Below are 22,995 nucleotides of genomic sequence, written 5' to 3'. Positions count from 1 at the left end.
GTTGACGTTAACGAAATAAATCATAGGAAAATAACAATGACCGTCATGAACGCCGAACAAATCGAACGCTTCCTCGATGATGTCTTTCCCCAGCGAATGGGCAAGATAGAGAGCGTTGGAGAGATGTGCGCTACCATGCTCCTAAGCATTGGCCATGAGCACCTGCGCCCTGGCCCCCGCGTTTCCGGCCCCACCATGATGGGCTTTGCGGATGTGGCGCTGTACGTGGCGATACTCGCCCAAATTGGCCCCGAAGCGATGGCCGTGACCAGCGATTTAAACTGCCACTTTTTACGCGCAGCCTCCGGCGACCACGACATTATTGCCCACGCCAAGCTGATCAAGCTGGGCCGCCGCCTGGCGGTGGGCGAAGTGCAGATTTTCTCCGCCAGCGATGACACGCGCCCCGTGGTGCATGTCACCGCCAGCTATGCGCTGCCGGATAAACTCTAGGCAGCCGAACAGCGCGGCCGTCCGCTCATCGGCCTGGAGCGCATGCTGCGGATCTACTTCCTGCAACAGTGGTATGCGCTCGCCGACGAGGCGCTCGAAGATGCGATCTACGATAGTCAGGCGATGCGCGACTTCGTGGGTATCGATCTGACCATCGAGAGCGTACCAGACGCGACCACGCTGCTGCACTTCCGTCATCTGTTGGAGAAGCATGCGCTGACCCAGCGGATCTTCGAGGTGACGAAAGGACTCAATATTGATGCAACACTTGGATCGGCAGGTGATTGAACATACTCAGCAAAACAGGCAGTGCGCGGAGAGCGCTCATCACGTCGTCGCGCTCGTGATGGCAGCAGGTTACTCACGGCGCTATGGCGACGCCGATAAGCGCCAAGCGCGCCTTGCCGATGGCAGAACGCTGTTGGCCACGACGGTGGCACGCATTGAGCAGGCGTTTCTCCAGGTAAGGGTTGCGATTCGAGAGGAAGACGACGCACTTCAGCTCGGCTTGGCGCCGAGCACGCCGCTGATTCGATTGCATCGGGCGCCACTGGGTTTGGGTGCGAGCCTTGCCGAAGCGGTGGCGGCGTTGAGTCGTGATCGTCGCCTAAAAGACGCTCAGGCCGTCGCGGTGCTGCTAGGCGATATGCCTCGCTTTCAGCCCGAAACGCTACTGACGCTGCAGCAGTGCATCACCCGAGACACCATCTGGCGGCCATGCTTCCGCGGCCAACCTGGACATCCGGTACTGTTTGGGCGGGATTTTTGGCCAGCCCTGGCAGGCATCGACGGCGAGTCAGGGGCAGCGTCTTTGATTCGGCAACATGCTTCACACTACCGTACCCATGACGTGGACGATGCCGGGGTGGTATTCGATGTTGATACGCCAGACACACTCTCCAACCTCAAGGACGCCCTGTAGGATGGCGTGGTGCTATTTGATGATGGAGCGCGCATCAGCGCTTAACCTTGGAGCTCACTGAATCGCTGCTAATGAGCGACCCAGAAGGCACCATCGATAAGATGCTGCGCCTGCGGCAACTGGACATCCGCTTTGCGCTGGATGATTTTGGCACCGGCTACTCATCGCTGGCGTATCTCAAATCACTGCCGCTGGACACGCTCAAAATCGACATTGCCTTCGTCAAGGATTTAACCTTGGATATGCAGGCAACGCCGATAGCCGCCACCATTATCGCCCTAGCAGAGAGCCTGGGATTAGACGTGATTGCTGAAGGCACGGAAACTGCCGACCAGTGCACGGTGCTGGCTCGCTTAGGATGCCATGTGTATCAAGGCTACTATTTTGGCAAGCCAGCACCCGCAGCAGAGTTTGCGCGACGCAACGGCGCTTCTTCGCCTACAGCGTCATAAACGGCTGGGCGTCTTGATCGCTGAATAGGTAAACGTTGTAAGGCTCGCTTTGGGGCCCTGGCATGCCCGGTGTGCCAATCGGCATACCGGCTAAGCCGATGCCATCGACATCCGGTTGCTGTTCAAACAGTGCCTCAACCGCTTCCATCGGCACGTGCCCTTCAATCCAATAGTTGCCTATCTCAATGGTGTGGCAAGAGCCCATGCCGTAAGGCACGCCCGCCTGCTGTTTGATATCACCCAGCTCGACGTCATCAATAATGGTGACGTCTACGCCCAGCGCTTCAAGATGACGCGCGTACTCATCGCAGCAGCCGCATTGCGGGTTTTTATACAGCGTCGCCTCATCGGGCAGCGCCGCTTGGGCTGTTGCGGCACCAAACATCAGTGCACCGGATACCAAGAGCGCCGTGGCGTTACGTTTCATATGTATCTCCTGTTAAATGGTCTCTGTTATAAAGCTTACAACCTAGGGGTTACCCATAGGTCAAGCCCGCTGCAGCAGCATCAGCCCGGTTATTTGACCTATGGGCGGCACCAGGTTCTACGCTAAAGGTTGGACGTTGATCGCAAGACGACAAGGAGGCTAACCATGGCAGCAACGACCCACCACACTGCCCAGGTGTATCGGATGAAAACCGCCGAGCACATGTGCCCGTTCGGCTTGAAGGCCGTCGACCTGCTCAAACGCAAAGGCTACGCGGTGGATGACCACACCCTCACCTCTCGTGAGGAGATCGACGCGTTCAAGGCGCGAGAAGATGTCGATACCACGCCGCAGGTGTATATCGATGGGGAGCGTATCGGCGGCTACGAAGAGCTGCGTGAGCATCTAGGGATGAGCGTTCCCAATGCCAAAGAGACTACCTACCGCCCGGTGCTGGCCATTTTTGCCATCGCGCTATTGATAGGCCTGGCGATGAGCTGGACGACCCAGGGCACGCTGCTCACGGCGCGCATGCCAGAGTTTGCCGTAGCGACCGCGATGGTGCTGCTGGGCCTGCAGAAGCTGCAGGATATCGAAAGCTTCAGCACCATGTTTCTCAACTACGACCTGCTCGCCCAGCGCTACGTGCCCTATAGCTACGTTTACCCCTACGCCGAAACCGCCGCCGGGCTGTTGATGCTGGCTGGTACACTGATTTGGGTAGCCGCGCCGCTGGCGCTATTCGTCGGCACCGTGGGCGCGGTATCAGTCTTCAAAGCGGTTTACATCGATAAGCGCGAACTCAAGTGCGCCTGCGTGGGTGGCAACAGCAACGTACCGCTCGGCTTTGTGTCGCTCACCGAAAACCTGGTGATGATCGGCATGGGCCTGTGGATGCCGCTGCGCATGCTACTGGGCTAGCATCGATTAAGAGCGGCTTAGCAGCGCCGTGACGCCCAGGGCCAGCCAACCGGCCATCAGCAGCAGCCCGCCGATCGGCGTCACGATACCTACGCTCAACCCGGCCAGCGCCATCAGGTAGAGCGAACCAGCAAAGGCCAGCACACCTAACGCCCATAAGGCGAGTACGACCTGCTGACCGGGGAGCGGACGTTGGCTGCGCCAAGCAAGCACCGCCAGCATGGCCAGCGTGTGCCACGCTTGGTAGCGCACGCCGGTTTCTACGATATCTACCATGGCAGCGCTGGTGCGTGCCGAGAGCCCATGGGCCGCGTAAGCCCCCAGCATCACCATGGTTGCCCCTAAAAGCGCCACCACACACCACCACAGCTTGTCGATTCGCTGCACGCCTGACTCCTTTTCACCTATGTTGGCGGCGCATCGCCACCCCGTTAATCATGAGATATTCACCCCGCTGCATACCTTGCACGGGTCGAAACCGCTACAATAGAGGCCGTTTTGCCTCATCCACCAGGGTGCTTACTGTTTATGCCTACCCCCAATGAGTCGATACAGCTTACGCTCAACGGCGAACCCTACGCCATGACCGCAGGCCTCACCGCTGCCGACTTGGTCGAGCAGCTTGGCCTGGGCGGGCGTCGTATCGCTGTCGAAATCAACGAACAGATTGTGCCTAAGAGCCAACTGGCCGCGACCCCGCTGGCCGCAGGCGACCAGATCGAAGTGGTCCACGCCATTGGCGGCGGCTAGCTGCCGGTGCTTTTTCAAGGAATCGCTATGACGCAACTGACTGATACACCGTTCACCATTGCCGGACGTGATTTTAGCTCCCGCCTGTTAGTGGGTACCGGCAAGTACAAAGACTTTACCGAAACCGGTGCTGCCATTGCCCAGAGCGGTGCCGAAATCGTCACCTTTGCCGTGCGCCGTACCAACCTTGGCCAGGATGCCGATGCGCCGAACCTGCTCGACGTCATCTCGCCCAAGCAGTACACCCTGCTGCCCAATACCGCTGGCTGCTACAACGCCAAAGATGCCGTGCGCACCTGCCGCTTGGCCCGCGAACTGCTGGACGGCCACAACCTCGTCAAGCTGGAAGTGCTCGGCGACGATCACACGCTCTACCCCAACGTGGTCGAGACGCTCAAAGCGGCCGAGACCCTGCTGGCCGACGGTTTCGACGTGATGGTATACACCAGCGATGACCCGATTGTGGCACGCGAGCTGGAAGCCATGGGCTGCTGCGCCATCATGCCGCTGGGCTCATTGATTGGCTCGGGCCACGGCATTCAAAACCCGCATAATGTCCGCCTGATCGTGGAGCAGAGCAGCGTGCCGGTCCTGGTGGATGCAGGCATTGGTACGGCCTCCGATGCCGCTATGGCCATGGAGCTTGGCTGCGACGGCGTGCTGCTCAACAGCGCCATTGCCCACGCCCGCGATCCGCTGCGCATGGCCAACGCCATGAAGCTCGCCGTCGAGGCTGGCCGCGATGCGTTCTTGGCAGGCCGCATGCCGCGCCGCCAAAATGCCGATCCCTCTTCGCCTTTTGCAGGCCGAATCAACGGCTGATACAGAGACACCATGACCGATACGAACGACACCGCGCCCGAGAGCAACACCACTGGCCCCGAAAGTGCCGATGCGCCGCTGCACCGCCGCGGCATTAAAAGCTATGTGATTCGCGCCGGGCGCATGACCCAAGCCCAACAACGCGGCCTGGAAGACGTATGGCCGCGCCTGGGGCTGACCATTGCCGATGGCCGCCAGGATTTAGACGCCCTGTTCGGTCGCCAAGCCCCCCGCGTGGTGGAAATTGGCTTTGGTATGGGCAACTCGCTGATCGAGCAGGCCGAAACTCATCCCGATACCGACTTTATCGGCATCGAAGTGCACGCCCCCGGCGTTGGCAAACTGCTCGATGAAGTGGATAAACGCGGCCTGACCAACCTGCGCGTTTACCGGGAAGACGCCCTGGCAGTACTGGAGCAGTGTCTGCCCGAAGGCTCGCTGACTACGCTGCAGCTATTCTTCCCCGACCCGTGGCCGAAAAAGAAGCACCATAAGCGGCGCATCGTGCAGCCTGCGTTCGTGGAGCTGATTCGCACACGCCTCAAGCCCGGCGGCACGTTCCACATGGCCACCGACTGGGAAGCCTACGCCGAGTGGATGGCGGAAGTGATGGACGCCGCCCCCGGCTACGCTAACACCGCCACCGCCGAGACGTCGCCCTACGTGCCCCGCCCGGCCTTCCGCCCGCTCACCAAGTTTGAGGCCCGCGGCGAAAAGCTCGGCCACGGCGTCTGGGATCTGATTTACCGGCGGGAAGCGTAACGCTTACTCAAACGCCGTTAGCGCAAAGCTGTCGCACTCGGTCACCTTGGCAAACCACGCCTGCAGCCGTGGAAAGCGGTTCGGCCAATCAAAGGCCGGTAAGCGAAAGCTGAGGTAAGCCAGGGCAACAGCGACCACAATCGCCCCTAGCGTGCACTGGGTATGGCCAGCCAGCACGCTAGGGTGCGCTTCCAGCGTCACCAGTGTGCGCTCAATCGCTTTTAACCGCCGGTTTCCTAACAGCGTCTCATCCACGTCTGGCCCACCATGCTTGCGGCCAATCACCACGTTAAACGCCGCCTCCATCAAGCCCTGCCCCAGCCCCGCCAACGCCAGGGTTTCCGCTAAACCATCCGCTGGTAGCAGCTTCGCGCCTTCGCCCACGGCATCCAGATAGTGGGCAATCAGTAGCGACTCTGTCAGCACCTCGCCGCCTTCCGTCACCAGCGTCGGAATACGACTCAGCGGGGTAATCTTTAAAAGCTCGCTATCCGCCGCCCAGGGGTCGCACCAGCAGAGCTCTGTGCGCTCCATTAGCTCTTTTTCATACAGGCATACCCGCACGACACGGGCGTAAGGTGAAGAAGTATTGAGATAAAGCTGCATGGTGGACTCCCCTCAGGTGACGAAAACGTATCGTAAACCACTCGATGCGGCCTGCCGCTACCACTTTTGAGGTAGGCCACCGACGTCAACGCACAACCCATGGGAAAAAGTTTGCCCTGCAGCCCATCAACAGGGCATGAAGGGCTGAGTGGTATTTATAGGAAGGCATAAAAAAAGAAAGCCGCTCCAAAGGAGCGGCAAAAGACCGTGACTAGCAATGAGAGGGAGAAACCATGACAGGGTACCGGCGCTGAACTGCCTAGTCGCTGTCGTGGTTGCCAGCGGCTCATCAAACGCTGACAAACACAATATAATCATTCTCATTTACCCCGTCAACACAAATGCGAATACTTTTTATTTATTTTTTCACCCGACCAGCTTGAGCCAAAACGGCAGCGTCAGCATGGCAAGCAGTGTTTGCCCGGTGATAATGGCCGCCATTAATTCCGCATCGCCGCCCAGCTGGCGGGCAAGGATGTATGCCGAGGTGGCCGTGGGTAGCGCAGCAAACAGCAGCGCGACGTCCCGGCTGACGGGGTCGAGCCCCAGTAGCCACGCTAACAGCAGTACACATGCTGGCATGCACAGTAGCTTAATGGCGTTAGTAGCAATCACCCCTCGGTCAATACGCAGCAGCGCCATAGGCTTAAGCGCGACCCCCACGGCCACTAGGCCCAGCGGTAGTGCTGCGCGTCCCAGTAACGTGACGGTATCTTCGCTCCAGCCGGGCAGGCCAACGCCGCTAAGATTCAGCCCAATCCCTGCCAAGCAAGCCAAAATCAGCGGATTTTTCGCCAGCGCTAGCGCGCTTTTACCTAGGCTTGCGCGACCCAGCGTGCCCGCCGCCACAAAGCTGGCCACGCACATAACGTTCACCACGGGCACCATCAGCGCCACGGCGACCGCAGCCGTTGTGGCCCCCAACGGGCCGTGCAGCGCGGCGGCCCCCGCTACGCCCACATAGGTATTAAAGCGCACGGCACCTTGAAACACCGAGGTGAATGCCGCCGGGCTGAGCTGTAACCAGGCTCGAAAATGCCACAGCACAAGGCCAAACAGCGCCATTGCCCCCAGCAATGCCAGCGCCAACCGGCCAACGGGCACTTGGCTCACATCGGCTGTCGCCAGCGTGCCCACCAGCATGGCAGGGAACAGCACAAAATAGATAAACCGCTCCATTTGCGCCCAAAAATCGAGATGAGGCCAGCGCCCATACCCCATGGCGGCACCCAATAAAATCAATAAAAACAGCGGTCCTAGTGCTCCGGTAATGCTCTCCATTGTTCTTCCTTATTAAGTGCGACATCCCAGCACAGCGACATCTGCGGGATAGCTGTTACCATGAAACGCATACCATGTAATAAATTTCCCCGCCTTATGGCCTGCGTAGCGACTATTCTGCCATGAAGAATTTGCCTAAACCTGTCGATGTTACGGGTTTTCCAGCGCTAAAAGTGCTTATCCTGGTGACTGGCCTCGCGCTGGCTGCGTGCACATGGTACGTGTTCGCTAACTGGCTTCGTGCCGATAGCGATATCGTGTGGTTCTCTCCTAGCGGCGAATGCAACTTGCATATGACCCCCTGTTCGACAACGCTGGGGGACAGAGGCCGTCTTACGTTAGCCATTGATGCCGATGGCCGTATCGAGGCGCTTGAAGTGCTGCCCTTGGATGTCGAGGTGGAGGGCATCACCCCCAGCCAAGTGACGGTGGATTTTGTTGGCCGCGATATGGATATGGGGTTAAACCGCTTTGCGCTTACCACCACTGCGCCCGGACACTTTCATGGCCAGGGCCAAGTGGGCGTTTGCACGCAAGAGGTGATGCCGTGGCGCGCTAGGGTTATTCTGGAGACGCCTGACGGTAAGCTGGGTAGCTGGTTCGATTTCGATGTTAAAAGGAGTTAAGCGCATGGTAGCCCCCATAAAACGCAAGCCGCTTTGGCTTGGCCTAGCCCTATTAGGCGTGCTAGTGGTGGCGGCCACCCTGGGCCTTTACCAGCTAGGCGTCGGCCAGGAGAGCGACGAACCACAGGGCGGCCCTATCGCAATGCCCTCTACCCAGGGTGACTTCTCCCTTACCCAGCTAGGCGATAATGAAATTGCCATTATCTCCTTTGGCTACACTTACTGCCCCGATGTCTGCCCCATGAATCAGGCGGTCAAACGCCAAGCCCTGGCTCAATTGAGCGATGCTCAACGTGAGCGGGTTGTGCCTGTCATGATTACGGTCGACCCCGAGCGCGATACGCTCGACCGGATGAGCGAATATATGCAATTCTTCGGCAGTGAGTTTATCGGCTTAGCGGGAAGCCAAGAGCAGCTTACCGATGTGGCTGAGCGTTACGGGGTGATTTGGCGGCGGGTAGAAGCGCCGGAATCGGCCATGGCGTATACCATCGACCACAGCGCTTCGCTGTTTTTGGTCAACCGTGAAGGGGAAATATTGCAGCGGGTGCTCTACTCTCCAACGCCCCACGGGTTAGTATCGGCGCTGGAAAGCGAACTTGGCAGCTAACGCTAAAAGGGGAACCTCAATAAGTTAGCTGCCATGTAGTTACTCAGCCGTTGCGGCTTTGTTAGCAGTTGCCGATTGTAGATGATCCAACATCGCCATCAGCGCCTGTGTCTGGGTGCCATCGCGGGTATCGTGCAGCGGATTGATCTGCCACGTACTCTCAGCAAAGCCCCACCAGTCCCAGCACGCTTGCGGGTTGGCCATGCTGCTCTCTGCCTGTGGGTAAAGTACCACCTGACCATGTTCCGCCGCCCAGTGGTTTAAGCCGCTGTAGCGAACAAAGGTGTCGTCGATGGCCTCCGCGTTCATCTGGCAGCCGTGCAGCGCCACCGTTACCGGGCAGCCGCCCGCCTCACATGCCTCGGGTACGAACACATAACCGGTATCGGCAAAGCCCTTCGCTGCAAAGTCGGACTGGTCAAAAGCTAACAGCTCGCCTTCGCTGGCGTTCGTCTCACGCTCGGGATAGAGCCAAGCCATCATCTCACCGGCCACGTCTTCTCCACACGCCAGCACATGACTGCCGCCGCCGTTGTGACAATCGCCCAAAGACTGCGGGTCAATAGGGGCATCTTTTGGCATCGCTACCGGCCAGCCGTGCCCGGTGTTTGCCCGCTGAACGTAGCGCAGTTGCTGCTCAGGGCTTTCCAGCCAGCCTTGCCACTGCTGAGCCAGCAGATCTCCTAACGCAGGCGATACCGTCTCGTCCGCATCGCCATGCCACACAAAAGCGCGTAGCTGGCTTAGCGCGTCTTGGCTGCCTACTTGGTCTAATGAAAGATAGCGCTCACGCCGCTGTTCCAGTTCATCCAGCGATGGGAGCCCGCGGCGTGTCATCATGCACTGGTTCAGGGCTAGGCTTAATGCCCCTTGAGCGCACCCCCATGGGCCTGCGGCTAGCATGCCCACACCGCTAAAGCGCTCAGGCCAAGCAACTGCCAACTGAGAGGCCATATAGCCGCCAGAAGAGACTCCTACCACGCTGGCTTGGTCACTAGCAGCGCCCAGCGCAGGTAGGCCGGGCGCCTCTTCCTCGGCGTGGGCAACGGCGCTGCCCAACAGAATAAGCGCAGCCATAAGACGGCGCTGATGAACGGCTATGCCCATGGCTTATTCAATGCCTAGCAGTTCAACGCGGAACGTGAGCATTTCATTCGGGCCAATGGGGCCTTGGCCGCGTTCGCCATACGCAAGATCAGCAGGAATATAGAGCATCCAGCTATCGCCAACGCTCATCAGTTGCAGGGCTTCTTGCCAGCCTTCAATCACTTGGTTGACCTGGAAGCTAACCGACTCACCGCGCTCGAAGGAACTATCAAATACGGTACCGTCGAGCAGCATGCCTTCGTAGTTCACCTCTACGGTATCTTCTGCGCCGGGCGTTGCGCCGTCGCCAGACTCAAGCACTTCGTACTGCAAGCCAGACTCGGTTACTTCGACTTCATCCCGCTCAGCGTTTTCTGCCAGGAAGTCTTGTCCTTCTTCAAGATTCGTCTGCGCCAGCTCGGCGGCTTGCTGTTCACGCGCCTCCATTGAACTCTCTTGGAAAGCCATTAGCGCTTCCATCATCTCTTCTTCGTTCATCGCCAGCTCGTTGCCATCGAAGACATCGCGCATACCGTCGGTGAACGCATCAATATCGAGGTCTTCAATATCTGCCTGCATGCTTTCGCCCAGCGTAACACCCAGGCTGTAAGCCAAGCGCTGCTCGTCGGTTTCCGGGGCGGCGGCGGCAAACGGCGCTACCAGCAGAAGGCCAGTCAACGCGGTAGAAGAGAGTAGTGCTTTCATGGAAAAAACCTTATCCAGCGGCGCAGCGCGCCAAATGTTTTGGGTGCCTCAAAGACTAACACTCGCCGCTTCAGGCTGCATTACCTGAAACGGCGGGTGTTAGTCAGACCGCAATGATGCATAGAGGTTTAGCCAGTGCTACCGCGTACGTTACACCACCAGCGTTGGGCAGTGGGCGGCCCCGGCAACACGCTGGGACACACTGCCCAGCAGCAGATTTTTCTCACCGTTCGTGCCTTGAGCGCCAATCACAATCAGGTCGCACTCCCGTTTACGGGCAAAGCGTACAATTGTGCGGGAGGGTCGTCCTCCTTTCACAAAGGCACGTACTCGCATGCTATCCGCCCCTAACTCAATGGCGTGGGACTTAGCGTGCACAGCAATTTCCGTGGCGTACTCTTTGAGCGCATCATCGGGGATATCCAGCTTATTGGGGCGCACCATAGAGAGCGACGCTTCCAATAGGCTGTGGTGCTTAAATACGCACAGCAGGTACAGCTCTGCACCAGTGAGCATATGCAGGCCAACGGCTTTCTCTAGCGCTTTGATGGCCCCCTTGGAGCCATCGACCGGGACCAAAATGCGATTAAACATCTGCGTTCTCCTTGTGACTGCTTAACGGAAGGCAACATCACGCAGGAACAGCGCAATTTGCGGGAACATAATCAGCAGCGCCGCCGCCAAAATCAGCATAAAGATAAACGGTGGCGTGCCTTTGATCACCTCCCAGTAGGGGCGCTTAAAGATTGCAATAGCGGTAAAGATATCGCAGCCAAACGGTGGCGTTGCCGAACCTATCGCCACCTGCAAGGTAATTAGAATACCCACCAACACGGGGTCTAGCCCAGTGGCCGCAATCGCCGGTGCAAAGATAGGCGTCAGCACCAGAATAACCACGATAGGGTCAACGAACATACAGGCCACAAAGAACGAAATACAGATAGCGATCAGTACGCCCGTTGGCCCGGCGTCATTCACGCCCACGGCCTCCAGGATAGCCTGGGGTATCTGCGCAAAAGAGATAATCCAGGAGAACCCATTGCCTACGGCCACCAGGATAAATACCACGGCGGTAATCAGGCCAGTGGATTTGGCGATGGCGTAGATATCGCGCATTTTCAGCGAGCGGAACACCACAAACTCTAACAGCACCGCGTACAGCACACAGGCTGCCGCCGCTTCGGTGGGGCTAAAGATACCGCCGTAAATACCACCCACGATAATCACCGGGAAACCCAGCGGCCAGAGCGCTTTTTGCACGGCGGTGGCCCGCTCTTTCCAACTGGCACGCTCTTCGGTAGGAACATCTTTTACGATGGCATAAACGATGCAGTAGGCAGAGAACATAAACAGTATTAACAGGCCCGGCCCAATCCCAGCGATAAACAGCTCGCCAATCGAGGTACCGGAAATCACCCCATAAATAATCATGCCGATGCTGGGTGGGATCAAAAAGGCAATGTCACTGGCATTAATAATCAGCGCCAGCGTAAAGGGATCAGAGTAGCCCGCTTTTAACATCTTCGGACGCAGCGGAGACCCCACAGCCACCACGGTGGCCTGGGTCGAACCCGATACCGCCCCAAACAGCGTACAAGAAGCGGCAGTACTCACCGCCAGCCCACCTTTAATATGGCCAATAAACGACATCACCATATCAATCAGGCGGTTCGCGGATTGCCCACGAGTCATAATATCGGCGGCCAGAATAAACATCGGTACGGCGATCAGCGAGGCAGGGCGAATGCCCGCCATCATCTGCTGAATCAGCGTATCCATTTGGCCAAAGCCGTTAAACATCATATAGAAGCCAATCACCGCGGCGGTGATCAGCGGGATCATCATTGGAAAGCCCAGCAGCAGCAGGGCAATCATGGTGACTACCATTATCGTCGTCATAGCGTTCCCCTAGGGTGCAATCCCTGCTTTACACTTCTGTTTCGGTATCTTTGTAGCCGTCCACAACCCCAGTCGAGAGATACACGTCTCGGGTAGTCAGGTTTTTAATCGCGGTCAGCATGTACTGAATCCCGGTAATCAAAAAGCCCATGGGCACCCAGATATAAATAATCCATACCGGCAAACCTAGCGACGGCAGCACGCGCCCTTTGCTATACAGGTCGAGGATGTACACCACCGAGTAATAAAGTAGGAAAAACATCACCAGCGAGGTGAGGAACGCAATGCCGATCATCAATACTTTACGGCCACCCACCGGCAGCGCATCGTAAATCGCTGACATCCGAATATGACGACCGTGGCGGGCAGCGTAACCAATGCCCGCAAAGGTAATCATGATAATCAAGATACGGTTCAGCTCACCTGAGAACATAATGCTATTGCCGAATACAAAGCGGGCAATCACGTTGGTGACCGTATTCAGCGCCATTAGCAAAACCCCCATCGCCAGTATCACTGACTCGATTTTGCTAATTGCAGTGTCGATCACTCCCAAAAACCCGGGCAAACCGGACCGGTAGCTCTTTTCGGACTCTTCTTCCGTCATGGCCGTTCTCCTTTAAACCCAGCGTGGTCGCTTGCTATCTCAGCGTAGCGACTCTCCCGTCACTGACCACCGAACGGAGTATGTTCGGCCTTGCTTCATTTTGTAGCGTAACGGGTAATGACTCTTTTCGCTTCAACGCTGGATGTACGTAGATTTTTCTGTGTTACGCCGCCGAGGTACACATTTTTTCGTGGTGGGGCGAGCTGCGCCGATGAACCCACTCACCTGCAGGGCACTTTGGCAACAAAAAAGGGGCAGCGCTGGCTGCCCCTTATGACGTTACTTGATTAACGTAAAAGCGCTAACCCATTAGGAGTCGCTGTTAACGGCTTCAAGGTCCGCTTTGAACTGCTGCAACAGCTCTTCACCGCGATCGCCCGTCATTTCGAGGAACGCTTCCTCAACCTGCGGCGCACGCTCACGGAACGCTTGGATCTGCTCTTCGTTCAGGCGCGTGACGGTGACTTCATCAGATGCTTCCTGAATCTTGGCAAGTGCATCGTCGGCCAGACCTTTGATGTGCTCAATGGTGTGGTCGTAAGCCGCGTTGGAGGCTTCCTGCACCAGCTCTTTATCTTCGTCAGACAGGCCTTCGTAGAAGTCCTGGTTGGCCATCATGGCAGTGGTAAACCAGCCATGACCGGTAAAGGTCAGGTGTGGAGATACTTCATACAGACCGCCGGATTCGATCCAGAAAATCGGGTTTTCCTGACCATCGATAATGCCGGTCTGCAGGCCACCGTAAACTTCACCCCAGGGCAGCGGCGTCGGCGTCGCACCAAAGGCATCGTAGGTTTCCGACAGCAGCGGGTTGGTCATGGTGCGGATTTTCTTGTTATTCATGTCTTCCGGCGAGCTAATCGGCTCGTCGGTGGTGACCACCATTTCACCCTCGGGGTACATTTTTAGAAGCTCGAGACCCTGCTCGGCGTAAAGCTCCGGGAACATTTCATTGATGGCTTTACTCTCGTCGAAGAACGTTAGAACGGTCTCTTCGTCGGTCGGCAGCAGATACGGAATGAAGAAGATTTGCGCTTCTGGAATCAGCGCACCGGTAAAGCCAGGTGACTGGTTAACAAACTGGAGAATGCCGTTCTGAGTCTGCTCCATGATGTCATCAGACTCACCCAGCTCACCAAAGCGGTAAACTTGTACAGAGTGGTCGGAGTTCTCTTCGATATACTCTTTAAACGCGTAAGCAAACACATCCTGCACGTCGCCTTCGTACTCTTCGTGGGCATAACGCCAGTTATCCGCCTGGGCAGTGGCGCTTAGGCCTAACAGCAGAGCACCTACGCTTGCCGTAGTGATTAATTTGGTGGTAACAGAACGAGTTGAAACTAATTTGCTTGCCTTCATGCAGAGTTCCCCTAGCAGTGGTAAGCGCGCCGTACGAGAGCGCCAGAATCTAATTTTTGTCTATCCCTAGCAGCGTTGCGTTTATGCTCAGCCGCTAACACGCAGAAACGTCATTCGTAACTTTGTATGCATTGCTGTGGGTTAGCGGGCGAAATAAGCGCTGCCAACGCGGGTTGATCAAAAACAGCTTAAATTCAGGCTAGCGTGGTGGATCACAGCGGTCAAGCTGGCTTGTCAGGGCCATTAGTGCCGTTTGTGTGTTTTCGCGTACGCGTGACGCTTGCGGCGAACGGTTGTCAAGCGGTGCCGAAAACAGCGTATCTTGCAGCCACTGTGCAACATTGTGCTGGCTTATGTCGCTTTTTGTTAACCGGACTTCCTCCACCGAAGAGCGCAGTGCCCACTGCTGCCAACGTTGAAGGTTTTCACGCTCAGACTGCAGTTCCGCCTTTTGTAAGGTGGCACGCAGCGCCTTAATGTCATCGTTATGAGCAGCTTGAGGCTTTAATGTTCGGCGCAATTCGCGCAACGTTGCGGTGACCTGCTGCTGCCAACGGTAGCGCTCTTCCCGTATGGCCTTTAGCGGGCCAGATTCGGCGGCTAATCCGTGCTGATACAGCCAGCAGTGAAACAGTAACTCACACACATCCACGCCAGCCTCATCTTGCAAGGTGAGACAGGCTTGCTCTACGCCAGGCTTTGCATAAAGCGCTAAGGCAAAATCCCATAGCGGCCTCTGCTGCAAGCGCTGCAATCGGTTAGAATCGCGCATTGGTTTACCCACTTTTTTCGGGAGAAAACATGATCGCACTGCGCCAAGTCGCCCTGCAACGGGGCACGCAAACGCTCCTAGAAAACGCCGATCTGACGCTCCATAACGGCGTCAAGGCCGGCATCATTGGAGCCAACGGTGCCGGTAAGTCGAGTCTATTCAAACTCCTGCTGGGCGAGCTGGGCCCGGACCAGGGCGATGTAGAGATGAGCGGTGGCCAGCGGATCGCCCACATGGCCCAGGAAGTGGAGGCGCTGGATCGCCCCATCGTGGAGTACGTGCTGGATGGCGATCACGCATTGCGCAAGGCGCAAGCCGATTTGCTCGCCGCTCGGGAAGCGGGCGATGCCCATCGCGAAGCGGAGCTACACGGGCTGATCGAAACGCTGGATGGCTACACCGCCGAATCCCGCGCGGCCCAGCTACTGGTGGGGCTGGGCTTCGTCCAGTCGGACCTGATGCGCCCGCTTTCAGATTTTTCCGGCGGTTGGCGAATGCGGGTAAATCTTGCCCGGACGCTGTTTATGCCTTCCGACTTGTTGCTGCTGGATGAGCCGACCAACCACCTGGACCTAGACGCCCTGCTTTGGCTGGAGCAGTGGCTCACTCGCTACCCCGGCACGCTGCTGCTGATTTCTCACGACCGCGACTTTCTGGATGCTGTGTGCGATCACATTGTGCATATGCATCACCAAACGCTAGAGCTTTACCGGGGCAACTACTCTCGCTTTGAGCGCACGCGGGCCGAAAAGCTCGCGCTGCAACAGGCTGAAGCGGCCAAGCAGCAGGCCCGCCGTGAAGAGATTGAACGTTTTATTGCCCGCTTTCGCGCTCAGGCAACAAAAGCCAAGCAGGCGCAAAGCCGGGTAAAAATGCTAGAACGCATGGGGGATATCGCCGTCGCCCACACGGACTCCCCTTTCCACTTCACCTTGCCTGCCGCTGATAAAACGTCGCACCCGCTGCTGGTGCTGGACCAAGCCACCCTTGGCTATCGCGGCGAAGCAGGCGATGTCGCTCAGTTAGAGAAGGTCAACATTACGCTACTCCCCGGGAGCCGTATCGGCTTATTAGGTCCGAACGGTGCGGGTAAATCGACCCTGATCAAGTCACTCACGGGCGAGCTTGAGCTGTTAGAAGGCAAACGCGTACCCGGTGAACATTTAGCCATTGGTTATTTTGCTCAGCATCAGTTAGAAAGCCTGGACGTGACCACCACGCCCTTTGTGCATGTACAACGCCTCTCCCCCACAGCCAGTGATCAAGAAATTCGCAACTTCCTAGGTGGCTTTGGCTTCAAAGGCGATGACGCCTTTGGCGAGGTGGCCACTTACTCTGGCGGTGAGAAAGCACGCCTGGCACTTGCACTCGTGGCCTGGCAAAAGCCCAACCTGCTGCTGCTCGATGAGCCCACTAACCACTTGGATCTGGAAATGCGCGAAGCGCTGACCGAGGCGCTGGCAAGCTTTGAGGGCACGGTCATTTTGGTATCACACGACCGGCACCTGCTGCGTGCCACGGTGGATGAGTTTTGGCGGGTGGCCGACCACCGGGTTGAGCCCTTCGACGGCGACTTGGAGGATTACCGGGCTTGGCTTAAGGCGCGGTTGGAAGAGAACCGCCGCGACGCCCGTAGCGAAAAGAGCGAACGCCAGAGCCAACAGCCCAGCGGCGACCGTAAAGCCGCCCGCAAAGCAGCAGCGGAGCTGCGCGAAAAGCTGCGCCCACTGAAAAAAGAGCGCGACCAGGCGGAAAAGAGCATGGAAAAAGCGCAGCAGGCACTTGAGGAAGTAGAAGCGGTACTCGCCGACCCCGAGCTCTACACCGACAGCACCCGCAAGGCAGAGCTGACCCAAGCACTCGCCAAGCAGGCGGAGATTAAAGCGCGCCTGGATGCCGCCGAGCAGACATGGCTCGCCGCAGAAGAGGCGTTAGAGGCCATGGAAGCCGAGCTACTGGCCAGCGAAAACGCCTGATCAGCCCTAGCTTTCTAGCAAAAAGGTGACCGGCCCATCGTTGACCAAGGCAACCTGCATGTCCGCGCCGAACTTCCCTTCTGCAATATGGGTCCAAGCGGCGCGAGCCTGACTTACCAGATAGTTAAACAGCCGCTCTCCCTCGTCGGGCGGGGCGGCGCTGGAGAAGCTAGGGCGTAGGCCCTTGCGGGTATCGGCAACGAGCGTGAACTGTGATACCAGCAGCAGCCCACCCTGGGCCTGCTGCAGGTTATGGTTCATCTTGCCCGCCTCGTCACTAAACACGCGGTAGTGAAGCAGCTTATGCAGTAGCTTATCGGCATCCACCTCGCTGTCACCTTTCTCCACCCCCACCAGTGCCAGCAGCCCATGGTCGATGGCACCGACGCTGTTGCCTTCCACCGTGACACTGGCGCTCTTAACCCGTTGAATCAGTGCTTTCACGCTTGCCCCTTCGTCCGTTCATTAGGCGCTGTTGAAAGGGCAGAGTGTAAACGCAGGTGAGTGCTGACCCAAGCGAGTTCAATTTCAGCCTGGCAAACTCGGCGCTGCTATCTTCATAGAGCGTTTCGCCATTGAGCGCGAGACGCAGCTGCTAGCCGCGTTACTGGGCGCTACGCTCGTCACGACCAGTGCCGCTGCTAGCAGCTGCGTACTCTTTGTTGGTTTGGGTAACACTATGCATAGCTATACACACACAACCAGCTCATAAAGGCTCCATACAACCACTCGATTGAGGAGTCATTGCGCCGCCACAAAGCCTTTACCAAGGCCGACAGAGCATCACATCGCAGTGGGGCTCACTAAGCAGCATTTCGGTTAGCGGATTAGTTTGATGTGGTCGGCTGCGGCTGCCTAACATGACCAAGTCCGGCGAGTGCCGTTTAACATAGTCATGCAGCACATCGCAGGGCTGGCCCGGCTCTAGCGCAAGCTCAATGTCCGGCACGCCATCTAACTCCCGCAGCAGGCTTTCGACTTCGTTATCCAGCGCCTCCCGCAGGCGACTGACCTCGCGGTCACGCCACTGGGCGTAGAATGCTTGATTCCCCAGCTCCAATTCGCCGGGCAGGCTCCAGGCGTGTAGAAGCGTTAGCTTGGCCTCAGGAAAGCGAATCAGCGCTTCTTTCAGGGTCTGCCGAGCCGTCAGCGAGAAGTCGATAGGCACCACAATATGTTGCCACGGCTGAGTAGGCAGGTAAGACGCCACCACCACGGGGCACGGCGCGCTACGCAAAATACGCATCATGGTGGTGCCATAAAGCAGGTCTTTTTGACCACGTTTGCGGTGCATACCCAGCACGATGAGCGACGCCTGACGCTCGTGGGCTTCCCTCACGATTTCTACATGAGGCTCCCCAACCACCGTTTGAATCATCAGCGATGGCAGTTCCAAGGCGTAATCTTCGCGCAGGTCGGTGAGCGTCGCGCTAATATCGTCGTTGACGGCACGCTCCAGGTCATGGAGCATGCGATGCGGAAGGTAAGGGTCAAGCACGTGAAGGGTATCAAGCTGCGCGCCCTGCTGGTGGGCTAAGCGCAGCGCGCGGGCAAAGGCCGCGCGGTTTTCCTGGGAGAGGTCGGTGGCAAACAGCAGCGTGCGGGACATGGGCAGCTCCTTGGCCGAACAGCTCAGCCTAGTAGGCAAACAAACGGGCACCCTTCAGCATGGTGCCCGTTGACCTATTCCGCAAGGAGACTCTGCGCCCTCAACACGTCAGCGATGGATTTACCACCAGGCATGAAAGTGATGCACCGGGCCACGCCCTTTGCCAACACTTAAGCGATGGCTAGCGGCCAGAGCATGATGAAGCCACTGCTTTGCCTCCGTAATAGCCAGCTCTGGGGCCTCTGCGCTAGCATCTTCCGGCAACTTGGCTAGGCAAGCCGTAATGGCTGATGAGAGCGCGCAGCCCGTGCCATGAAGGTTCTCAGTGGCAATGCGTGAGGCGGGCAGCCACTGATGACCGTTAGGAGTCGCCAGCAGATCCGGGCAGGTATCACCCCGTAAGTGGCCGCCTTTCAGCACCACATAGGGCGCGCCTAGCGCCACCAGTTTGGGCAGCAGTGCTTCCATCTCGTCCAGGCTGGCGGGCGATGGGGAATCGAGCAGCACGGCGGCTTCCGGCAGGTTAGGAGTAATCACATCCGCTAACGGCACTAAAATCTCTTTTACGGCGCGAATACCCGCGTCATCCACCAGGATGTCACCGCTCTTCGCCACCATCACCGGGTCGAGCACGATCCAACGCGGGCGCTGCTGGCGCAGTACATCGGCAATCACTTCGGCCACATCGCGGCTGGCTACCATGCCTATTTTCACGGCATCAATGGCCACATCGCTCAACAGATGTTCAAGCTGCTCACGAATTGCCTGAGGGGAAACCGGGTACACCGAGGCCACGCCACAGGTGTTCTGGGCAATCACCGCAGTGATGACATTTGTGCCATACACACCCAGGGCAGAAAACGTCTTTAAATCGCCCTGCAGCCCAGCACCACCGGAAGGGTCGGAGCCTGCAATGGTGAGCACATTACGAAGGCGGGATTCGGTAGACATAGCGCTCCTTACGAGACAGAACAGTATCTGCCTTAGGATACCCAAGCGGTGGCGCTTACGCTGCTTTAATCGCAACCCTAGCCTGCCTATAACAAAATGGCCGCCCGAAGGCGGCCATGGTAAGGGTACTGCGCTACACCTGTTACTGCGAGGTGTCACCTTCCGGGTTACGGGCGTTGTAGTACGCCTGCTCGGAAATCGCGTGGTAATCTTCTACTTTATCCTGGAAGGCGCGGTAAGAGTCGTAGATCCGGGTCGCTAGCTCGCTGGAGGCGGCCAGTTCACCCACTACCTCAGCTGAGTGTTCGCGGGCTTGGGCTAACACGTCGTCAGGAATGCGACGCAGCTCAACGTTATGCTCATTCACCAAGGTTTCCAGCGCATCGTTGTTGCGAGCGGTATACTCATCCAAGACGCTTTGGTTCACATCACTGATCGCAGTACGCAGAATTGCCTGTAAGTCAGCGGGTAGCTCTGCCCAGGCCTCTTCATTGATGATGGCCTCAAACATCACCGTCGGCTCATGCCAGCCAGGGTAATAGTAATAATCGGCCGCCTGGTGCAGACCAAAGGCTAAGTCGTTGTAGGGGCCGATCCACTCAGTAGCATCAATCGCCCCCGACTGCAGCGATGTAAAGATCTCGCCGCCCGGCATGTTCACAATCGCCACGCCCATACGGCTCATGACTTCACCACCAAGGCCCGGCATACGCATCTTCAAGCCGTCAAGGTCAGCGACCGAGTTGATCTCTTTGTTGTACCAGCCGCCCATCTGTACACCGGAAGAACCAGCTGCCAGTACATCGACCCCGAACTCATCGTATAGCTCGTTCCACAGCTCCATACCACCGCCGTAGCTGAGCCATGCGTTCATTTCCTGGGCGTTCATACCGAACGGTACGGCGGCAAAGAACTGGGCCGCTGGCGCTTTACCCTTCCAGTAATAGGAGGCGGAGTGGCCCAGCTCAGCGGTGCCGTCTGCCACCGCATCGAACACTTCAAACCCAGGCACTAGCTGGCCTGCACCAAATACTTCGATGGTTAAACGACCGTCTGACATCTCTTCGACCAGCTGGGAAAGCCGCTCAGGGCCTTGGCCCACACCGGGGAAGTTTTTCGGCCAGGAAGTGACCATTTTCCAGCGGAAAGTCTCTTGCGCCTGAGCTTGGTTATCGAAGCTTGAAACCACCAGCAGGCTGGCAGAAAGAGCAGTCGTCATGGCAATGGCGACAGGCAGTGCTTTGGCTTTCATGCGTGAACCCTCTTGCTTATTTTATTGCTGTTATGGGTAGGGAATACCCACCTGACGCTTGCCGCCAGGCGGGTTGTTGCAAGCCATTATGTGTCTGCAGCTTGGCTGCTTTTGGTTAAGGTTGCCACTCCCTTGCGTTGATAGCAGGGTTATTTTTCAACTCAGAACACATTAGAACTGGGTCGGGAGCCATGTTGCCAGCTGCGGGAAAAACGTTAGCAGCAACAGCATGCCTAACTGCATCAAGATAAATGGCACCACACCGCGATAAATCGCCGAGGTAGGCACCGATGGCGGTGCCACGCCGCGCAGATAAAACAGTGCGAAGCCGAACGGCGGGGTTAGGAACGAAGTCTGCAGGTTAATGGCGATCATGATACCCAGCCAGATCGGATCTAACCCCATGGCCAGCAGAATCGGCCCGACGATCGGCACCACCACAAAGGTGATTTCGATAAAGTCGAGGATAAAGCCCAGCAGGAAGATTACCAGCATGACAATGATCGTCGCCCCGACCACGCCCCCCGGCATGCCTTCAAACAGCTCGGTGACCATGTGTTCACCGCCGTAGGCACGGAACACTAACGAAAATAGCGCCGCACCGATCAGAATCAGAAACACCATGGTGGTTACATGGGTGGTAGAGCGCAGCACCTCTTTCAGGGTGGCCCAGTCCAACTGGCGATAGGCCAACGCCAGCACCAGCGCACCAAAGGCACCCACGGCCGAGGCTTCGGAGGGTGTCGCAAAGCCACTCAGGATAGAACCCAGTACCGCCACAATCAGCACCACCGGCGGCACCAAGCCTTTGAGCAACAGGATGCCTAACCCCGAGGTGTGGCCAAGCTCTGCCATCAGCTCTTCGCGGTCAGCCGCGGGCGCCATGCTGGGGCGGAAAAACGCCACCAAACCCACGTAGATCATGTACATGACGACGAGAATCAGGCCTGGCACCAGCGCGCCCATAAACAGATCGCCAACCGAGACCGTTTTCGGGCTGAAGATCCCCATATCCAGCTGTGCTTGCTGATATGCAGAAGAGAGCACGTCGCCCAGCAGTACCAGGGCAATGGAAGGCGGAATAATCTGCCCAAGCGTGCCGGTGGCGCAGATGGTACCGGTGGCAAGAGAGGTGCTGTAGCCACGCTTAAGCATGGTAGGCAGTGACATCAGGCCCATGGTCACCACGGTGGCACCCACGATGCCCGTGGAGGCGGCCATCAACATACCCACCAGCGTGACCGAAATACCTAAGCCACCGCGCATGGAGCCAAACAGCAGCGCCATGGCATCCAGCAGCGTTTCGGCCACTTTTGACTTCTCTAGCAGCACGCCCATTAACACAAACAGCGGCACCGCCAGGAGTGTCTGGTTGGTCATAATGCCGTAGAGCCGGTTCGGCAGGGCGGCAAGGTAGCCACTATCAAAATTGGCATCAATACCAACGGCTTCCAGGCCTAGCCCAATGCCAGCAAACAGCAACGCGGTTCCCGCTAGCGAAAGCGCCACAGGAAAGCCGAACATCAACACGATACAGATGGCGGCAAACAGAATAAGCGGCATAAATTCGAGCATCAAACACGCTCCTCAAGGTGATTTTCATCGGCGGCTGGCGGCGTTATCCGCCCGGTGAAGATATAGCCATTGCGCACTAGTTCAATCAGGCCTTGAATAATCATCAATAAGGCAAAAACTGGAATGAGCGTTTTCAGTGCGTATACAGCGGGGATGCCACCGTAATCTGAGGAGGTTTCCATGATGCGCCAGGAGTTAGCGACGTAGCCATAGCTTGACGCGATGACAAACACCATCACCGGAATCATGAGCAGGAGGATGCCCAGGATATTTACGAGTGCTTGTCGGCGGGGTGTCATGCCTCGATAAAAAATATCGACGCGCACGTGGCCATCGTGGCGAAAGGTGTAAGCAGCAGCGAGCATGAAGACGCTGGCGTGCATGTACATCACCAGCTCTTGCATAAAAATGCTATTCACACTGAACATATAACGAAGCAGTACAATCGCGAACTGAATCAGCATCATAATGATGATCAGCCACGCAAGGGTACGCCCGAACCACTCCGAAGCGCGGTCCAGCGCACCGATAAACGCAGGTAGTTGTGTTGTGTCCGACATGGAAGTGTCTCG

26 protein-coding genes and 1 pseudogene are annotated in these 22,995 nt (G+C 57.4%); 10 read left to right on the top strand and 17 right to left on the bottom strand.

Annotated features, from left to right (window positions below):
• Positions 1-36: 36 nt before the first annotated feature.
• The 3 genes and pseudogenes from NH344_RS18320 to NH344_RS02860 all read left to right on the top strand — a co-directional run.
• Positions 37-690, top strand: a pseudogene (locus tag NH344_RS18320) (transposase); the annotation flags it as partial.
• A 22-nt stretch (positions 691-712) separates the two neighbouring features.
• Positions 713-1,375: a nucleotidyltransferase family protein gene (locus NH344_RS02865; protein WP_137093984.1), complete on the top strand. Its 663-nt coding sequence runs from the start codon at positions 713-715 to the stop codon at positions 1,373-1,375.
• Positions 1,376-1,446: 71 nt separating this feature from the next.
• Complete coding sequence (locus tag NH344_RS02860) at positions 1,447-1,827, top strand: EAL domain-containing protein (protein WP_232068190.1); 381 nt, start codon at positions 1,447-1,449, stop codon at positions 1,825-1,827.
• Here NH344_RS02860 and NH344_RS02855 read toward each other — a convergent pair.
• Positions 1,814-2,254 (bottom strand): DUF411 domain-containing protein, encoded by a 441-nt coding sequence (locus tag NH344_RS02855; RefSeq protein WP_044629873.1) that lies wholly within the window; start codon positions 2,252-2,254, stop codon positions 1,814-1,816. The two genes, NH344_RS02860 and NH344_RS02855, sit on opposite strands and share 14 nt — an antisense overlap.
• Before the next feature lie 165 nt (positions 2,255-2,419).
• On the opposite strand from NH344_RS02855, the gene NH344_RS02850 reads away from it, so the two are divergent.
• A complete protein-coding gene (locus NH344_RS02850; RefSeq protein WP_074211279.1) occupies positions 2,420-3,175 on the top strand; it encodes a glutaredoxin in 756 nt (251 codons plus the stop codon).
• Positions 3,176-3,181: 6 nt separating this feature from the next.
• Here the strand turns inward: NH344_RS02850 and NH344_RS02845 are convergent, their stop codons facing one another.
• On the bottom strand, positions 3,182-3,562 hold the full coding sequence (locus NH344_RS02845; RefSeq protein WP_054640754.1) for a DUF423 domain-containing protein: 381 nt from the start codon (positions 3,560-3,562) through the stop codon (positions 3,182-3,184).
• 141 nt (positions 3,563-3,703) lie between these two features.
• Here NH344_RS02845 and thiS point away from each other — a divergent pair, with 141 nt between their 5' ends.
• Genes thiS through trmB form a run of 3 tightly spaced genes read left to right on the top strand, consistent with a single transcriptional unit; the run spans position 3,704 to position 5,509 of the window.
• Complete coding sequence (gene thiS, locus NH344_RS02840; protein ID WP_044629870.1) at positions 3,704-3,925, top strand: sulfur carrier protein ThiS; 222 nt, start codon at positions 3,704-3,706, stop codon at positions 3,923-3,925.
• Positions 3,926-3,952: 27 nt separating this feature from the next.
• The gene (locus tag NH344_RS02835) at positions 3,953-4,747 is read left to right on the top strand and encodes a thiazole synthase (protein WP_062359228.1); all 795 of its coding nucleotides are present in this window, start codon (positions 3,953-3,955) and stop codon (positions 4,745-4,747) included.
• A 12-nt stretch (positions 4,748-4,759) separates the two neighbouring features.
• Complete coding sequence (trmB, locus tag NH344_RS02830; RefSeq protein ID WP_054640753.1) at positions 4,760-5,509, top strand: tRNA (guanosine(46)-N7)-methyltransferase TrmB; 750 nt, start codon at positions 4,760-4,762, stop codon at positions 5,507-5,509.
• Between the two features lie 3 nt (positions 5,510-5,512).
• Here trmB and NH344_RS02825 read toward each other — a convergent pair whose 3' ends face one another.
• A complete protein-coding gene (locus NH344_RS02825) occupies positions 5,513-6,115 on the bottom strand; it encodes a glutathione S-transferase family protein (RefSeq protein WP_054640752.1) in 603 nt (200 codons plus the stop codon).
• Positions 6,116-6,481: 366 nt separating this feature from the next.
• Positions 6,482-7,396: an AEC family transporter gene (locus tag NH344_RS02820; protein WP_058577710.1), complete on the bottom strand. Its 915-nt coding sequence runs from the start codon at positions 7,394-7,396 to the stop codon at positions 6,482-6,484.
• 122 nt (positions 7,397-7,518) lie between these two features.
• Between NH344_RS02820 and NH344_RS02815 the strand changes: the two genes are divergently transcribed.
• The gene (locus tag NH344_RS02815; protein ID WP_062373046.1) at positions 7,519-8,022 is read left to right on the top strand and encodes a hypothetical protein; all 504 of its coding nucleotides are present in this window, start codon (positions 7,519-7,521) and stop codon (positions 8,020-8,022) included.
• 4 nt (positions 8,023-8,026) lie between these two features.
• A complete protein-coding gene (locus NH344_RS02810) occupies positions 8,027-8,632 on the top strand; it encodes an SCO family protein (RefSeq protein ID WP_058577708.1) in 606 nt (201 codons plus the stop codon).
• Between the two features lie 39 nt (positions 8,633-8,671).
• Here the strand turns inward: NH344_RS02810 and NH344_RS02805 are convergent, their stop codons facing one another.
• The 7 genes from NH344_RS02805 to NH344_RS02775 all read right to left on the bottom strand — a co-directional run bounded on the left by NH344_RS02805 (position 8,672) and on the right by NH344_RS02775 (position 15,060).
• Positions 8,672-9,739 (bottom strand): PHB depolymerase family esterase, encoded by a 1,068-nt coding sequence (locus NH344_RS02805; RefSeq protein ID WP_230834406.1) that lies wholly within the window; start codon positions 9,737-9,739, stop codon positions 8,672-8,674.
• A gap of 3 nt (positions 9,740-9,742) precedes the next feature.
• Positions 9,743-10,423 carry an FKBP-type peptidyl-prolyl cis-trans isomerase gene (locus NH344_RS02800; RefSeq protein ID WP_054640749.1) on the bottom strand — a complete coding sequence of 227 codons (681 nt, stop codon included), beginning with the start codon at positions 10,421-10,423 and terminating at the stop codon, positions 9,743-9,745.
• 150 nt (positions 10,424-10,573) lie between these two features.
• Positions 10,574-11,017, bottom strand: coding sequence for a universal stress protein (locus NH344_RS02795; protein WP_044629863.1), 444 nt, complete (start codon positions 11,015-11,017; stop codon positions 10,574-10,576).
• Positions 11,018-11,038: 21 nt separating this feature from the next.
• Positions 11,039-12,322, bottom strand: a complete 1,284-nt coding sequence (locus NH344_RS02790; RefSeq protein ID WP_044629862.1) for a TRAP transporter large permease — start codon at positions 12,320-12,322, stop codon at positions 11,039-11,041.
• A gap of 28 nt (positions 12,323-12,350) precedes the next feature.
• Positions 12,351-12,929 carry a TRAP transporter small permease gene (locus NH344_RS02785; RefSeq protein WP_044629861.1) on the bottom strand — a complete coding sequence of 193 codons (579 nt, stop codon included), beginning with the start codon at positions 12,927-12,929 and terminating at the stop codon, positions 12,351-12,353.
• Positions 12,930-13,238: 309 nt separating this feature from the next.
• On the bottom strand, positions 13,239-14,288 hold the full coding sequence (gene dctP / locus NH344_RS02780) for a TRAP transporter substrate-binding protein DctP (protein WP_044629860.1): 1,050 nt from the start codon (positions 14,286-14,288) through the stop codon (positions 13,239-13,241).
• A 199-nt stretch (positions 14,289-14,487) separates the two neighbouring features.
• A complete protein-coding gene (locus NH344_RS02775; RefSeq protein ID WP_044629859.1) occupies positions 14,488-15,060 on the bottom strand; it encodes a TIGR02444 family protein in 573 nt (190 codons plus the stop codon).
• A gap of 29 nt (positions 15,061-15,089) precedes the next feature.
• Here NH344_RS02775 and NH344_RS02770 point away from each other — a divergent pair, with 29 nt between their 5' ends.
• A complete protein-coding gene (locus tag NH344_RS02770) occupies positions 15,090-17,036 on the top strand; it encodes an ATP-binding cassette domain-containing protein (protein WP_044629858.1) in 1,947 nt (648 codons plus the stop codon).
• 6 nt (positions 17,037-17,042) lie between these two features.
• On the opposite strand, the gene dtd is transcribed toward NH344_RS02770, so the two are convergent.
• The 6 genes from dtd to NH344_RS02740 form a co-directional block, all read right to left on the bottom strand.
• Positions 17,043-17,480, bottom strand: a complete 438-nt coding sequence (dtd, locus tag NH344_RS02765; protein WP_044629857.1) for a D-aminoacyl-tRNA deacylase — start codon at positions 17,478-17,480, stop codon at positions 17,043-17,045.
• Positions 17,481-17,799: 319 nt separating this feature from the next.
• The gene (locus tag NH344_RS02760) at positions 17,800-18,645 is read right to left on the bottom strand and encodes a universal stress protein (protein WP_172515100.1); all 846 of its coding nucleotides are present in this window, start codon (positions 18,643-18,645) and stop codon (positions 17,800-17,802) included.
• Between the two features lie 120 nt (positions 18,646-18,765).
• A complete protein-coding gene (gene thiD / locus NH344_RS02755) occupies positions 18,766-19,596 on the bottom strand; it encodes a bifunctional hydroxymethylpyrimidine kinase/phosphomethylpyrimidine kinase (RefSeq protein ID WP_044629855.1) in 831 nt (276 codons plus the stop codon).
• A gap of 142 nt (positions 19,597-19,738) precedes the next feature.
• Positions 19,739-20,848: a TRAP transporter substrate-binding protein gene (locus tag NH344_RS02750; protein ID WP_044629854.1), complete on the bottom strand. Its 1,110-nt coding sequence runs from the start codon at positions 20,846-20,848 to the stop codon at positions 19,739-19,741.
• A 171-nt stretch (positions 20,849-21,019) separates the two neighbouring features.
• Positions 21,020-22,423: a TRAP transporter large permease subunit gene (locus NH344_RS02745; RefSeq protein WP_044629853.1), complete on the bottom strand. Its 1,404-nt coding sequence runs from the start codon at positions 22,421-22,423 to the stop codon at positions 21,020-21,022.
• Positions 22,423-22,983 (bottom strand): TRAP transporter small permease subunit, encoded by a 561-nt coding sequence (locus tag NH344_RS02740; RefSeq protein ID WP_044629852.1) that lies wholly within the window; start codon positions 22,981-22,983, stop codon positions 22,423-22,425. Before NH344_RS02740 ends, NH344_RS02745 begins: the two co-directional genes overlap by 1 nt.
• Positions 22,984-22,995 lie beyond the last annotated feature (12 nt).

It is taken from the genome of Halomonas sp. Ps84H-12, from assembly GCF_024124725.1.
In the GTDB taxonomy this organism is placed as follows: Bacteria; Pseudomonadota; Gammaproteobacteria; order Pseudomonadales; family Halomonadaceae; genus Vreelandella; species Vreelandella aquamarina.
Note: the sequence above shows the minus strand (reverse complement) of the source record. Positions and strands in the feature narration are given on the sequence as shown.